Raw genomic sequence first — 14,502 nt, 5'->3', positions numbered from 1 at the left:
TAGCGTTGCGAAGGGAGAGATCGATGGACATTGCCTTGCCTGGTGAGGGGGGCGGCAGCACCCGGTACACGCTGGTCGGCGAACCGGTGCAGCCTGACATCGGCGCGCGATTTTCGCGTATCGCCTATGCCGCCGCGCACGTCGTTGCCGATCCGCTTGCCATGACCGATCCGTGGTCCAGGCCGGTGGTCGACTGGGACAGGACGATGACGTTCCGTCACCATCTGTGGCGGTTGGGATTCCGCATCGCCGAAGCGATGGACACGTCGCAGCGCGGCATGGGTTTCGACTGGGCAAACGCGCAGGAATTGATCCGCCGTTCGATCGCCGAGGCGCGCACCGTCGATGGCGCCGATCTCGCCTCGGGTGCCGGGACCGACCAGCTGGCGCCCGCCGCCGCCAGGACGCTGGACGATGTGGTCACCGCCTATGAGCGGCAATTCGCTTTCATCGAAGGCTTGGGCGGCAAGGCGATCATGATGGCCAGCCGGGCACTGGCGGCAGTTGCCAAGGGGCCGGACGACTATGTCAGCGTCTACGACCGCATCCTGTCCCAAGCATCCGGCAAGGTCATCCTGCACTGGCTGGGCGACATGTTCGATCCGGCGCTCAGGGGCTATTGGGGCAGCGAGAATTTCGAGGCCGCTCTCGATACAGTGGTTGCCATCATCGAACGCCATATTGGCAAGGTCGAGGGGATAAAAATCTCACTGCTCGATGCCGGCAAGGAGGTCGCGCTGAGGAACCGTCTGCCGGACGGCGTCGTCATGTTCACTGGCGACGATTTCAATTATCCCGAACTGATCGCCGGCGACGAGAAAAGACACTCGCACGCACTGCTCGGTATTTTCGATGCGATTGCGCCGGTCGCCAACGCGGCGCTGTCGAAACTGGCGGAAGGCGATCGCGCCGGCTATGACGCTTTGATGGCGCCGACCGTGCCGCTATCGCGAAAAATCTTCGAGGCGCCCACCGAGTACTACAAGGCCGGCATCGTCTTCATGGCCTGGCTGAACGGCCATCAGGACCATTTTGCGATGGTCGGCGGCATGCAGTCGGCGCGCGGCATCCGTCACTATGCCGACGTGTTCCGCCTTGCCGACCAGGCAGGATTGCTCGCTGATCCCGATCTGGCGGTAGCCAGAATGAAGAGCCTTTGCACCGTCGCGGGCATCTGAAGCGCGGAAAGGCTGACCGGTCGAAGAGGACGCGTCGCCACGCGATTGCTGCGCCTGCCCAGGCGCCTCCGGTGTCGAACGACCGCGAGGAAGGTTTCGCCGCCGTCATCAATTTTCTTGTGAACCAATTTCTCCCGAGGCGCGACCAAGCGATGTGTCCAAACATGGTCCATCAAGGAGAACGTCTGATGTTTACTGTTTCAAGAAACGTCCTTTTGGCCGCCATCGCCGTTTCGGTGCTGGCCGGCTGCAAGACAACCGCTCCCAGGGAATGCGACAAGCTGAAGCCCGGCGTTACCTACAACGGCAAATGCTGCGGCATCGGCGAGCCTTGCCGTGAAGGCAAGGGCGGCGGCGACAGGCCGGGAAATACGCCTGATCCAGAGCCGCAATGATCTGATTGCCTGTCGCCCGTCCCGGTCAGCACCGGGACGGGCGCACAGCTTTCTGCGACGGCGTTTGCGTCCGGCGTCCGGTCTGCCAGGACCGGGTTGCGAAACTCGCCGGCGCCGCCCACGACAATGGCGAAACGGCAAATCTCAACGTCAGCTTGTGGCGGCCATTCCCCGCATATCACCCCACGGCCCCAGCCTCGTCCGTCCTGCGTTGTTGAACCCGACAACCCTTTGCTTACTATACGGTTTTTCGGTGCTTGTCGGCTGCCCCCATGCGTGCTTACTTGTGGTTGTTTTCACTCCGGGGATACAATCATGCGTTTTCTACTTGCTGGCGTCGCCATGCTGTCGTTCGCCGCCACCGCGGCTCTGGCTGATCCAGCTTCGGACTTCAAAAGAGCCGATCAGGCGTTGAACCAAACCTTCAAGCAAATCCAGAAGCGGCTTACGGACGATTCCGACGCCAAGGCGCGGTTGGTGAAAGCGCAGAGAGCGTGGATTGCGTTCCGCAACGCCGAATGCACATTTCAATCCAGCGGTGACGATGGTGGCTCCGCGGCGCCGATGGTTGCCGCTGCTTGTCAAGCTGAACTGACCAAGGCTCGCACCAGGCAGTTGAGGGCCTACCTGAACTGCCAGGAGGGTGACCTCTCTTGCCCGGTGCCATCAGAATGATCTGGAGTGACAAAATGCCGAATTTCAAGATGAGATATGTGCTGATCGCGCTTGTGCCGTTGGCGGTTGCTGGTTGCGTCAGCGCTGAGGATCAGCGCGCAATGGATCAGCAACAGTGCGCTTCTTACGGCTATAGGCCAGGAACCAACAGGTTTGCCGACTGCATGATGCAACAGACTTCACAACGTTCAGAAGACGAGCAGCGCTCAATGGATCGCATAGCCGCGCAGGAACAGAGAGACAAGGATCGCAAGGAAGCGCGTCGAAAGAACGACAGCTACATCGACCCAAGGCCGAGTTACGACAAGGACGGCAATCCGAATTTCGACACTCAAGGCAATTACCAAGGGTGTCACGGCGCGGGATGTTTGGTCGACAATCCAGACAATGGCGATGACGATGACCAGTAGGCTGGCTTCGCAAGGGCTCTTCTTCCTGCCCCTATAGTCCGGACCTCAGCCCAAATCGACAAACCGTTCGCCAAGCTCAAGCACTGCATGCGGCGTTGCGCCAGGTGCAGGCTATAAGTCAACCTATGCGAACCGCTCTACCTCTGGGGAACCAGCCGGGAAATGCCGATGCAAGATCTGCTTGTCTGGTTGGATGGTGGGCGTGACAGGGATTGAACCTGTGACCCCTGCAATGTCAATGCAGTGCTCTCCCGCTGAGCTACACGCCCATCCGAAGCCGCGCATACACCATTTTTGATCCAGCGCGTCAATAGCAGGAAAAAGGAAAGAAGGCGTCGTCTCGCCGCAGTGGCGAAGAGTGCGGCGCCTCGGCTAAAAACGGCTCACGCCGCCTGCAGCATCTTTTCGACCTCGTTGACGAGGTCGCGCAGGTGGAAGGGCTTCGACAGCACCTTGGCGTCTTTCGGCGCCTTGGAATCCGGGTTCAGCGCAACGGCGGCGAAACCGGTGATGAACATGACTTTCAGATCAGGATCGATCTCTGTGGCGCGCCGCGCCAGTTCGATGCCGTCCATCTCCGGCATGACGATGTCGGTCAACAGCAGCGAGAAAGGCTCCTCGCGCAGCCGCTCATAGGCGCTGGCGCCATTGTCGAAATCGCTGACCTGGTAACCGGCGCGCTCCAGCGCCTTGACGAGGAACCGACGCATATCGTCGTCGTCTTCCGCCAGAAGAATGCGTGCCATGATATCCCGTCCGAATCACCCGCCCGAGGTTGCCGTTGGGCAAGCCCGTTAACCATCCTGTATATGAGGAGGTGAGGGTAAACATCAAGTGAACGCTGACGGGGATGATCCATATTTGCCGGGCGTGTGCTGCGGCCGAAATGCTGGACACGAGGCTTGCAAGGTGGCACTTTCACATCATGATGCACTGGTGTTTTCGGGTTCGTTCAAATTGAAGACGGCAGCCGAGGATTTTTCGGTCTTTCCACCCTTCGAAATCCGGTCGGGCGTCGAGCAGCGCGTCCCCTTCCTCTTCAACTCACCGCATAGCGGCCGCTACTATCCGGAGCGCTTCCTTGCCATGGCAAGGCTGGACCGCAACGCCATCCGCCGGTCCGAGGACTGCTACGTCGATGAGCTGTTCGGCGGGACCGTCGCGCTCGGCGCACCGCTGCTGGCGGCGAATTTCCCGAGAGCCTATCTCGACGTCAACCGTGAACCGTGGGAGCTTGATCCGCGCATGTTCGCCGAGCCGGTGCCGTCCTTCTGCAACATCCGCTCGGCACGGGTGGCCGGCGGGCTGGGCACGGTGCCGAAGCTGGTCGGCGAGGGGCTCGACATCTATTCCGGCCGCTTGCCGCTGGCCGAAGCGGTCGCCCGCATCGAGGCCGTCTACAAGCCCTATCACGAGACGCTGAAGCGGCTGTTGACCAGAACCCATGCGCGGTTCGGCTTTGCCGTGCTGATCGACTGTCATTCGATGCCGGCGAGCATCAGGGTCGGCGACAGCGGCCAGCGGCCCGACTTCATCATCGGCGACCGTTTCGGCATCTCGGCAACGGCCGCCCTGACCGACACCGCGATCGGCCTGCTCAGCGCCATGGGCTATTCGGTCGCCCACAACAAGCCCTACGCCGGCGGCTTCATCACCGAGCACTATGGCCGCCCGGCGCGCCATCTGCACGCGCTGCAGATCGAGGTCAACCGGGGGCTCTATATGAACGAGCGGACATTCGAGAAGGCTGCCGGCTTCGATGCGCTGGCCGACGATCTGACGCGGTTCTCAGCCGACCTGATGTCGATGCCCGATCATCATTTCATCGACTTGCCACTGGCCGCGGAGTGAATAACCTGCCGCTGGCCGCGGACTGAATGGCGCCATAAAAAAAGACCGCATCGTTTGCACGATACGGTCGAAGTCTAGGGAGGAAACGCCCAAGGAGGGCATGGACAGGAAACCCTGTCCGAGATTGAGGGTATTGTGCGCTGCACAAATGTCAAGCGACCTTCAGCCTTTTTTAATTCACTCTGATGTGGAAATTGCGTTTCGATGGCGCCTGTGTGACATCCAGGCAACAGATGCCGTCGCGGAAAAATCCTCGACACCCTTGTTTTGGCACGAAATTGGCGGCAAAGCCGGGCTCGGGCATGCTGCAATGCGGGAGAATCAGTTGGACATCAGCATCGATTTCATGCGTCGCATCGCGCAGGCGGCAGCGGCGGAGACCTTGCCGCGCTTTCGTGCCCAAGGTGCGGTCGCCAACAAGGAACAGGGCAGTTTTGATCCGGTCACCGAGGCCGATCGCGAGGCCGAGCGCGCCATCCGGGCTCTGATATCGGCTGAGTATCCCGATCATGGTATTCTAGGCGAGGAGCATGGCAGCGAGAACATTTCGAGCCGGCACGTCTGGGTGATTGACCCGATCGACGGCACCCGCGCGTTCATTTCCGGTCTGCCGGTGTGGGGCACACTGGTCGGGCTGACGGTCGACGGCGACGCCGTTGCCGGCATGATGGCGCAGCCCTTCACCGGCGAGCTTTTCTACGCCAACGGCTCGGGCTCCCATTATGAGGGGCCAGGCGGGCCGCGAAAACTGACGACCCGCAAGACGACGAAGTTGGACCAGGCGACGCTGTTCACCACCACGCCGGCCCTGTTCAAGGGCGAGGCGCGCAACCGTTACGATGCATTCGAAAGACAGATCCAGCTCGCCCGCTATGGCGCCGATTGCTATGCCTTCGCCATGATCGCCTCGGGAAGCGTCGACATCGTCGCCGATCCCGGATTGAAGCCCTACGACATCGTGGCGCTGATCCCGATCATCGAAAAGGCAGGCGGCGTCGTCACCACATTCGATGGCGGGCCGGCGGAACAGGGCGGCGATGTACTCGCCGCGGCGACGCCGGAACTTCATGCCGCCGCCATGGCCGCCCTGCGCGGCTAAACGAGCGTCCGCCGCCATTCAGGTGATGCCGACCGCTTGAAGCAGTCGTTTTACTGCCGGCGGCACCCCTTGGGGAGCGGGCCAGCGACCGGCGCCCGTCAGGCTGTGGGGTCGTCGCTGCCGGGAATGAAGGCGTCGAAGGCGGCGAGCAATTGCTCGCGGTAGATGTCGGCTTCCTGCAGGATTTCGTGGCGGGAGCCATCGATCATCAGCAGCGAACCGAGCCGCAGACGCCTGGCGTAGGCTTCCACGGCCCTGGTCGAGACGACCTGGTCGGCGCCGGCGGCGATGATCAGCAGCGGGACCTGGATCCGAGCCATGAAGTCGGGGTCGCTGACGGCTTCCGATGCTTTCGCGGCTGCCTGCAGCCAGCGGATCGTCGGCCCGCCAAGCGCCAGTTGCGGGTATTCTTCATAGATCCGTGTGTTGCGCCGATAGCGCTCCGGGTCCGATGTCAGCTTGTTGGTCTCGAACGGGGCCGTAATCCTCGGCCGCGGACCCCAGGCGGCGTAGAGCCGGCCGAGGCCGAGAGCGCAGAACAGAGAACAGACGCGGCGAACCGTCGAGATCGAGACCGGCAGGTCGGGCAGCGTCAGGAAGGGCGCGATCAGCACCATGCGCCGGATGCGGTTCACCATTGATGGGGCGGCAAGCAGGGTGATCAAGGCACCTGCCGAATGGGCGAGGATGTAGTACGGTCCGCGGCAATCGGGCAGCACGATCTCCTCGAAGAACTGTTCGAGGTCGGCGGTGTACTCGCGGAAGCTGCTGACGTAGCCGCGCTGGTGATCGCGGATCAGCCGGTCGGAATCGCCCTGGCCGCGCCAATCGAGCGTGGCGACGCCAAAGCCGCGATCGGCAAGGTTGCGGATGGTTTCGAAATATTTCTCGATGCACTCGTTGCGGCCGGTGAGCAGGACCACGGTGCCCTTCATCGGGCGAGCGACCGCGCCGAACAGGCCGTAGCGGATATTCTTGCGGTCACGCGTGGTGAAGAAGCCGCCGGTGGCATTTTCCGGCCGCGGATTGCCCTCGATTTCGTGAAAAAGGGAGTTTTCGGTGAAAAGATCCGTCATTCGGCGCTTCGTGCTCGGCGTCTCGCATGCCCGCCTGCGCTGGCCGGCTCCGCTAAGGTGATAGACGCCCATGCGCCAAAAGCCAAGGAATTCCCGGTGAAGGGGAGGCTGCATCAGGGAAGGCCGGAAGCCGCTTGAAAGCGTGCTTCCGGCCTCTGTCGATCCGGGAGGAAGGGACGTTACACCCGGTCGGCCTCGTTGCGGTGCCTGTTGTGCAATCGGCGCCGCCAGTCCTTGATCCTGGAATGGACTTTAGCGCCGGCTGCCTGAACGCGCGCCGAAGTGCCGGTTCATCTGCCGTTCATCAAGGGTCCGGCCGCCGTGGCTTTTGCCGCCAGGTGAAATCTTGAAATGCTTTCCAGCGCTCCCCAAATGTCTCGTGCGGTCGCCAATGTCGGGGCCGCTGGTCCACCCGAAACGCCGCTCAAGGGTTTCGCACCGGCCATACGCAAACCATGTTGCTCAACAGGAGAACACCTCATGCGTCACGTTGATTTTTCCCCGCTTTATCGCTCGACCGTGGGCTTCGATCGTCTGTTCACGATGCTCGATTCGCTCGCGCAGCCGGATGGCGCGCAGACCTATCCGCCCTACAACATCGAGCGCACCGGTGAGGATTCCTACCGGATCTCGATGGCGGTTGCCGGCTTCTCTGACGAGGAAATCTCGATCGAAGCCCATCGCAACGTGCTGACCGTGAAGGGTGAGCGCAAGGACGAGGGCACCGGCGAAGGCTCCGAGCTGCTCTATCGCGGCATTGCCTCGAGGGCTTTCGAACGCCGCTTCCAGCTTGCCGACCACGTCGAGGTCGTTGGCGCCTCGCTGAAGAACGGCCTGCTCTTCGTCGACCTCAAGCGCAACATCCCCGAGGAGCTGAAGCCGCGCAAGATCGCCATTACGGCGTCTTCGGCCAAGGCCAAGCAGATCGAGGCCAAGACCGCTGCCTAAAATACAAGTCTCCTCCCGAGACGGAAGCGGCGCCGAAAGGCGCCGCTTTTTTGTTGTCGGGGAAATGCGTTATCAGGCGATCAGCTGGCCAAAACGGTCGACTTCATCGGCTGTCGTCGCAAAGCTGGTGACGAAGCGGTAGAGCAACTCGTCCTCGCCGATGTGGCCGTCAAAGCCATGCGGCTTGTGCCAGTCGTAGAAGGCGGCACCCGCGGCCTGCAGCCTCTCGGCCTCGGCTTTCTTGATCACCGCGAAAACCTCGTTCGCCTGCGGCAGCCATGCCAGCTTGGCCGTTGCCGAATCCTCGATCGCGGCGGCAAGGCGTGCGGCCATGGCGTTGGCGTGGCGGGCGGTGTCCAGCCACAATCCGTCCTTGAAATAGGCTTCGAACTGCGCCGCGACGAAGCGCGATTTCGAAAACAGCTGGGCGGCGCGCTTGCGCAGGAACGCCAATTCCCTGGCACGATCGAGGTCGAACAGCACGATCGCTTCGGCGCACCAGCAGCCGTTCTTGGTGCCGCCGAAGGAGAGGATGTCGACGCCGCGTTTCCAGGTCATTTCGGCCGGTGTCGTGTCGAGTGCGACCAGCGCATTGGCAAAGCGGGCGCCATCCATGTGCAGGGGCACCGAATATTGTTTGGCGATCGCCGAGATCGTCTCGATCTCATCCAGGCCGTAGATGGTGCCGACCTCGGTCGACTGGGTGATCGAAACGGCCATCGGCCGTCCCCAATGGACAATTTCCGGTGCGAAACGGCCGATGGTCCTTTCCAGATTGTGCGGATCGATCTTGCCCAGCGCGCCATCGATCTCATGCAGGCGAGAGCCGCCGGAAAAATATACCGGCGCGCCGCATTCGTCCTCGATGACATGCGATTCGCGATGGGCAAAGGAAATGCCGCCCGGCTTGTTGTAAGCGGTGAGCGCCAGCGAGTTGGCGGCCGTGCCGGTGGCGACGAAGAACACCGCGACCTCGCGTTCGAAAATCTCACTGAAGCGCTGGTAGACTGCCCGGTCGAGCGCACCGTCGCCATAGGCGGTGGAAAAGCCGCCGGCATTGGCCGACAGGCCGGCGGCAATATTGGGATGGGCGCCTGCCCAATTGTCGGAAGCGAAGAACATGCATCTGCCTATGTCTTGGGAGGTCGGGGGGTTGGGGAGATCGGGTTTTGGGGAAATCAGTCTGAAGTTGACCGGTTTCGCGAGCGGACCGCAAGGGGCCAGGCGCCGGAAAAACCGTAAAGCCAGCCAACCGACAAAGCCCAGGTCGACGACTGAAGCTTACGTTTTTTCCGGACTTGACGACATTTTCTGTCGCGAAAAGCCCAAGTTTTTTGTGAATCGGTCTTGTGTGCGTCCCGGATTTCTGCCATAAAAATTTAGGACAGTAGTGCTGTCTTATTTTGTCGCACAAAACGAGCCGGATTGGCGTATCATTGGGCCTCTCCGGCTGTTGCCGCGAGCGACAGGTGGACAGCCAGACTCTGGCCTGTACGATTACCAGATGCGATCCATGCGGAAAGCCGCCTGGTTCGGCAAGGATTTCGCAAGACGTGCCACAAGGATCAGGGTGAGCCAAGCGCTTGCCGAGGCAAACCAGCGCCTGAATGGCTGGGAATGGAGGACAGGAGATGACGGACATGACGCACTCTGCGACGAACGGCCAGGCCGCGCAGACGAAAGCGGCAACCGTCAAAACCACCTTGCGATCCAATATTAGCCGAACCGCCAACGGCTTTTCCGCCCAGGGCCTCTACGATCCGCGCAACGAGCATGACGCCTGCGGCGTCGGCTTCATCGTCAATATGAAGGGCGTGAAGTCGCATCAGATCGTCAAGGACGGGCTGGCTGTGCTCGAAAACCTGACGCATCGCGGCGCCGTTGGCGCCGATCCGCTGGTCGGCGATGGCGCCGGCGTGCTGGTGCAGCTTCCCGACCAGTTCTTCCGTGAGGAGATGGCGGCCCAGGGCATCGAGCTGCCGCCGGCGGGTCAGTACGGCGTCGGACACTGGTTCATGCCGCAGGACGCGGCCCTTCGCGCCCATATCGAGGACATCATTGTCGAATCGGCGCAATCCGAGGGGCTTCCGCTCATCGGTTTCCGTGACGTGCCCGTCGACAATTCGTCGCTGTCGAAGGCGCCTGACATCGTGGCATCCGAGCCGTTCCACCGGCAGATCTTCATCGGCCGCACGCCAGACATTACCGATGACGAGGAATACGAGGCCAGGCTCTATCTGCTGCGCAAGGTCATATCGGGCCGCATCTACGCCGAGAACGACAACAAGGACATCGGCGCCTATTGCGTGTCGCTGTCGGCGCGCACCATCGTCTACAAGGGCATGTTCCTGGCCTACCAGGTCGGCGCGTATTACAAGGACCTGATCGATCCGCGCTTCGAGACCGCGCTGATCCTCGTCCACCAGCGCTTCTCGACCAACACCTTCCCGTCTTGGAAGCTGGCGCATCCCTACCGCATGGTCGCCCACAATGGCGAGATCAACACCGTGCGCGGCAACAACAACTGGATGGCTGCGCGCCAGGCGTCGGTCGATTCCGAACTGTTCGGCAACAACATCTCGAAGCTGTGGCCGATCTCATACGACGGCCAGTCCGACACCGCCTGCTTCGACAATGCGCTCGAGTTCCTGTTCCAGGGCGGGTACAGGCTCAGCCATGCCATGATGATGCTGATCCCGGAAGCCTGGGCGGGCAACAAGCTCATGGATGCCGATCGCAAGGCTTTCTACGAATACCATGCGGCACTGATGGAGCCGTGGGACGGGCCGGCGGCGGTGGTTTTCACCGATGGCCGCCAGATCGGCGCCACGCTCGACCGCAATGGCCTGCGCCCGGCACGCTACATCGTCACCGATGACGACCGCGTCATCATGGCCTCGGAAGCCGGCGTGCTGCCGGTGCCCGAGGAGAAGATCGTCAAGAAGTGGCGGCTGCAGCCAGGCCGGATGCTTCTGATCGACCTGGAGAAGGGGCGTATCGTCTCCGACGAGGAGCTCAAGTCGGAGATCGCGACCAAGCATCCCTACAAGACCTGGCTCTCCAACACACAGCTCATCCTCGAAGATTTGAAGCCGGTCGAGCCGCGCGCGCTGCGCAAGGATGTCAGCCTGCTCGATCGCCAGCAGGCGTTCGGCTACAGCCAGGAAGACACCAAGCTCTTGATGTCGCCGATGGCGACGACAGGCCAGGAGGCGGTGGGCTCGATGGGCACCGACACGCCGATCTCGGCGATGTCGGACAAGTCGAAGCTGCTCTACACCTACTTCAAGCAGAACTTCGCCCAGGTCACCAACCCGCCGATCGATCCGATCCGCGAGGAGCTGGTGATGAGCCTGGTGTCCTTCATCGGGCCGCGGCCCAACATCTTCGACCTGGTCGGCAATTCGCGCCGCAAGCGGCTCGAGGTGCGCCAGCCGATCCTGACCAATGGCGATCTCGAAAAGATCCGTTCCATCGGCCACACCGAGGACCGCTTCGACACCAAGACGATCGACATCACCTATGGCTCGGCCGAAGGGGCCGCGGGCATGCAGGGCGCCATCGACCGGTTGTGCGAGCGGGCGGAGGCGGCGGTCGCCGGCGGCTACAACATCATCATCCTGTCCGACCGCCAGGTCGGGCCGGACCGCATCGCCATCCCGGCGCTGCTGGCTACGGCCGCGGTCCATCATCACCTCATCCGCAAGGGGCTGCGCACCTCGGTCGGCCTCGTCGTTGAATCCGGCGAGCCGCGCGAAGTGCATCATTTCTGCTGCCTTGCCGGCTATGGTGCCGAGGCGATCAACCCGTACCTTGCCTTCGACACGCTGCTCGACATGCACAAGCGCGGCGAACTGCCGAAGGAAGTGGACGCCTACGAGGTCGTTTCGCGCTACATCAAGTCGATCGGCAAGGGCATCCTCAAGGTGATGTCCAAGATGGGCATCTCGACCTACCAGTCCTATTGCGGCGCGCAGATTTTCGATGCCATCGGCCTGAAGACCGATTTCGTGCAGCAATATTTCACCGGCACCGCGACGCTGATCGAAGGCGTCGGCCTGGACGAGATCGCGGCCGAGACGCTCAGCCGCCACAATGACGGTTTCGGCAACGACCCCGTGCTGCGCAACAGCCTCGAGGTCGGCGGCGAATACATGTTCCGCATGCGGGGCGAGGCGCATATCTGGTCGCCCGACGCAGTCGCCACCTTGCAGCACGCCGTGCGCCAGGGGTCGTGGGAAACGTTCAAGGACTATTCCGCCCAGATCGACAGCGAGACGGCCCGCGCCCAGACCATTCGCGGCCTGTTCAAGATCAAGCTGGCCGGAGAGACCGGCCGCAAGAAGGTGGCGCTCGACGACGTCATGTCAGCGGCCGACATCGTCAAGCGGTTCTCGACCGGGGCGATGTCGTTCGGGTCGATCTCGCGCGAAGCGCATACCACGCTGGCGCGCGCGATGAACCAGATCGGCGGCAAGTCGAACACCGGCGAGGGCGGCGAAGAGGCCGACCGCTATCTGCCGCTGCCTGGCGGCGGCAAGAACCCCGAACGCTCGGCGATCAAGCAGATCGCCTCGGGCCGTTTCGGCGTCACGGCCGAATACCTCGTCAATTCCGACATGATGCAGATCAAGGTGGCGCAGGGTGCCAAGCCCGGCGAGGGCGGCCAGCTGCCCGGCCACAAGGTCGACGCGACCATCGCCAAGGTCCGGCATTCGACGCCGGGCGTCGGCCTGATTTCGCCGCCGCCGCATCACGACATCTATTCGATCGAGGATCTGGCACAGCTGATTTACGATCTGAAGAACGTCAATCCGGCGGCCGACGTGTCGGTCAAGCTGGTGTCGGAAGTCGGCGTCGGCACGGTCGCGGCGGGTGTCGCCAAGGCACGCGCCGACCACATCACCATTTCGGGCTATGATGGCGGCACTGGCGCCTCGCCGCTGACCTCGCTCAAGCATGCCGGCAGCCCATGGGAAATGGGCCTTGCCGAGACGCACCAGACGCTGGTGCTGAACGGCTTGCGGTCGCGCGTCGCGCTGCAGGTCGACGGCGGCTTGCGCACGGGGCGAGACGTTATCATCGGCGCGCTGCTTGGCGCCGACGAGTTCGGCTTCTCGACGGCACCGCTGATCGCGGCCGGCTGCATCATGATGCGCAAATGCCATCTCAACACCTGCCCGGTCGGCGTCGCGACGCAGGATCCGGTGCTGCGCAAGCGCTTCAAGGGCACGCCCGAGCATGTCATCAACTTCTTCTTCTACGTGGCGGAAGAGGTGAGGGAGCTGCTCGCCGAGATGGGTTACACCCATATCGACCAGATCATCGGCGACAGTGATCTTCTGGAGAAGCGCGACCTGATCGTGCACTGGAAGGCGCGCGGGCTCGATTTCTCGAAGATGTTCTTCAAGCCGGATGCGCCGCATGAGGCGGTGCACTGGACCGAGCGCCAGAAGCACCCGATCGACGACGTGCTCGACCGCAAGCTGATCGAACTGGCAAAGCCTGCGCTCGAAAGCAAGCTGCCGGTCAAGATCGAGGTCGATATCCGCAATGTCGACCGCTCGGCGGGCGCCATGCTGTCGGGTGAAGTGGCCAAGCGCTTCAAGCACAAGGGCCTGCGCGAGGACACCATCCAGGTGAAGCTGACCGGCACTGCCGGCCAGTCCTTCGGCGCCTTCCTGGCGCGCGGCATCTCGTTCGAGCTTGTCGGCGCCGGCAATGACTATGTCGGCAAGGGCCTGTCGGGCGGCCGCATCGTCATCCGGCCGCCGGAAGAGGCCAAGATCGTCGCGGCGGAGTCCATCATCGTCGGCAATACGGTGCTCTATGGCGCCACCGAGGGCGAGGCCTACTTTGCCGGCGTCGCCGGCGAGCGTTTCGCCGTGCGCAATTCGGGCGTCGCCGCCGTCGTCGAAGGCGTCGGCGACCATGGCTGCGAGTACATGACGGGCGGCATCGTCGTCGTCATCGGCAAGACCGGCCGCAATTTCGCCGCCGGCATGTCGGGCGGCGTCGCCTATGTGCTGGACGAGGCGGGCGATTTCGCCGAGCGCTGCAACATGGCGATGGTCGAGCTGGAGCCGGTTCCGGAAGAAGACGATCTGATGGAAAGGCTGCTGCACCATGGCGGCGACCTTGACCACAAGGGTCGCGTCGACGTCTCCGGCGACATGACCAGCCATGACGAGGAGCGGCTTTACCAGCTGATTTCCAACCATGTGCATTACACCGGGTCGGTACGCGGCCGCGAGATTCTCGACGACTGGACGATTTTCCGGCCGAAGTTCCGCAAGATCATGCCGGTCGAATACCGCCGCGCCCTGATCGAGATGGAACGCATGCGCATGGGCGTCGCGGCGGAATAGGCTTTGCAATTGCCGGGGAGCCCAAGCTTCCCGGCCCATCTTCATCGACAGTTTGACCTCCGGCGCAAGGTTGCCATGGCTGCCTCAAGGGGTTAACGGGTGCGGCGAAAACCGCACCATCTGGACAGCAGGAACTGGACTATGGGCAAGGTAACAGGCTTTCTCGAAATCGACCGGCAGGTGCACAAGTACCAGCCGGCCTCCGATCGCATCCGGCATTTCCGTGAATTCACGCTGCCGATGTCCGACAAGGAGGTCGAGAAACAGGCCGCGCGCTGCATGGATTGCGGCATTCCGTTCTGCCATGGGCCGACCGGTTGCCCGATCCACAACCAGATTCCGGACTGGAATGACCTCGTCTACAATGGCGACTGGGACAACGCGATCCGCAACCTGCATTCGACCAACAATTTCCCGGAGTTCACCGGCCGCATCTGCCCCGCGCCCTGCGAGGAAGCCTGCACGCTGAACCTCGAGGACATTCCCGTCGCCATCAAGACGG

Annotated in this window: 11 protein-coding genes, 1 tRNA gene and 1 pseudogene; 9 read left to right on the top strand and 4 right to left on the bottom strand. The window is 62.4% G+C overall.

Translation table 11 applies throughout. The features are described from left to right. The first annotated feature begins 23 nt into the window (after positions 1-23). The 4 genes from EOB80_RS20645 (at position 24) to EOB80_RS20630 (ending at position 2,658) form a co-directional block, all read left to right on the top strand. On the top strand, positions 24-1,178 hold the full coding sequence (locus EOB80_RS20645) for a dihydrodipicolinate synthase family protein (protein WP_127329371.1): 1,155 nt from the start codon (positions 24-26) through the stop codon (positions 1,176-1,178). 71 nt (positions 1,179-1,249) lie between these two features. Next, positions 1,250-1,573, top strand: a complete 324-nt coding sequence (locus tag EOB80_RS35415) for a hypothetical protein (protein ID WP_245463624.1) — start codon at positions 1,250-1,252, stop codon at positions 1,571-1,573. Positions 1,574-1,888: 315 nt separating this feature from the next. Next, positions 1,889-2,248 carry a lysozyme inhibitor LprI family protein gene (locus EOB80_RS20635; protein WP_127329369.1) on the top strand — a complete coding sequence of 120 codons (360 nt, stop codon included), beginning with the start codon at positions 1,889-1,891 and terminating at the stop codon, positions 2,246-2,248. A gap of 14 nt (positions 2,249-2,262) precedes the next feature. Then, positions 2,263-2,658 carry a hypothetical protein gene (locus EOB80_RS20630; protein ID WP_127270519.1) on the top strand — a complete coding sequence of 132 codons (396 nt, stop codon included), beginning with the start codon at positions 2,263-2,265 and terminating at the stop codon, positions 2,656-2,658. Between the two features lie 194 nt (positions 2,659-2,852). Here EOB80_RS20630 and EOB80_RS20625 read toward each other — a convergent pair. Next, positions 2,853-2,927, bottom strand: a tRNA-Val gene (locus EOB80_RS20625). Positions 2,928-3,041: 114 nt separating this feature from the next. Beyond that, complete coding sequence (locus EOB80_RS20620; protein ID WP_006199474.1) at positions 3,042-3,404, bottom strand: response regulator; 363 nt, start codon at positions 3,402-3,404, stop codon at positions 3,042-3,044. A 163-nt stretch (positions 3,405-3,567) separates the two neighbouring features. Between EOB80_RS20620 and EOB80_RS20615 the strand changes: the two genes are divergently transcribed. After that, complete coding sequence (locus EOB80_RS20615) at positions 3,568-4,509, top strand: N-formylglutamate amidohydrolase (protein ID WP_127329367.1); 942 nt, start codon at positions 3,568-3,570, stop codon at positions 4,507-4,509. A 325-nt stretch (positions 4,510-4,834) separates the two neighbouring features. Then, the gene (gene hisN / locus EOB80_RS20610; protein WP_127270523.1) at positions 4,835-5,608 is read left to right on the top strand and encodes a histidinol-phosphatase; all 774 of its coding nucleotides are present in this window, start codon (positions 4,835-4,837) and stop codon (positions 5,606-5,608) included. Positions 5,609-5,706: 98 nt separating this feature from the next. Here hisN and EOB80_RS20605 read toward each other — a convergent pair whose 3' ends face one another. Then, entirely contained in the window at positions 5,707-6,684 is a 978-nt protein-coding gene (locus EOB80_RS20605) for an alpha/beta hydrolase (RefSeq protein ID WP_127329365.1), read from the bottom strand. Positions 6,685-7,164: 480 nt separating this feature from the next. Here EOB80_RS20605 and EOB80_RS20600 point away from each other — a divergent pair, with 480 nt between their 5' ends. Next, positions 7,165-7,632: an Hsp20 family protein gene (locus EOB80_RS20600; protein ID WP_013529716.1), complete on the top strand. Its 468-nt coding sequence runs from the start codon at positions 7,165-7,167 to the stop codon at positions 7,630-7,632. 72 nt (positions 7,633-7,704) lie between these two features. Here EOB80_RS20600 and EOB80_RS20595 read toward each other — a convergent pair whose 3' ends face one another. Further along, complete coding sequence (locus EOB80_RS20595) at positions 7,705-8,754, bottom strand: low specificity L-threonine aldolase (protein WP_127329363.1); 1,050 nt, start codon at positions 8,752-8,754, stop codon at positions 7,705-7,707. Between the two features lie 509 nt (positions 8,755-9,263). Between EOB80_RS20595 and gltB the strand changes: the two genes are divergently transcribed. Both gltB and gltD read left to right on the top strand, forming a co-directional pair. Further along, a complete protein-coding gene (gene gltB, locus EOB80_RS20590; protein WP_127329361.1) occupies positions 9,264-14,000 on the top strand; it encodes a glutamate synthase large subunit in 4,737 nt (1,578 codons plus the stop codon). Between the two features lie 141 nt (positions 14,001-14,141). Next, positions 14,142-14,502: pseudogene (gene gltD / locus EOB80_RS20585) on the top strand (glutamate synthase); the annotation flags it as partial.

The organism is Mesorhizobium sp. M7A.F.Ca.MR.245.00.0.0, from assembly GCF_003997415.1.
Classification (GTDB): domain Bacteria; phylum Pseudomonadota; class Alphaproteobacteria; order Rhizobiales; family Rhizobiaceae; genus Mesorhizobium.
This window is presented reverse-complemented; position numbering and strand designations above follow the sequence as displayed.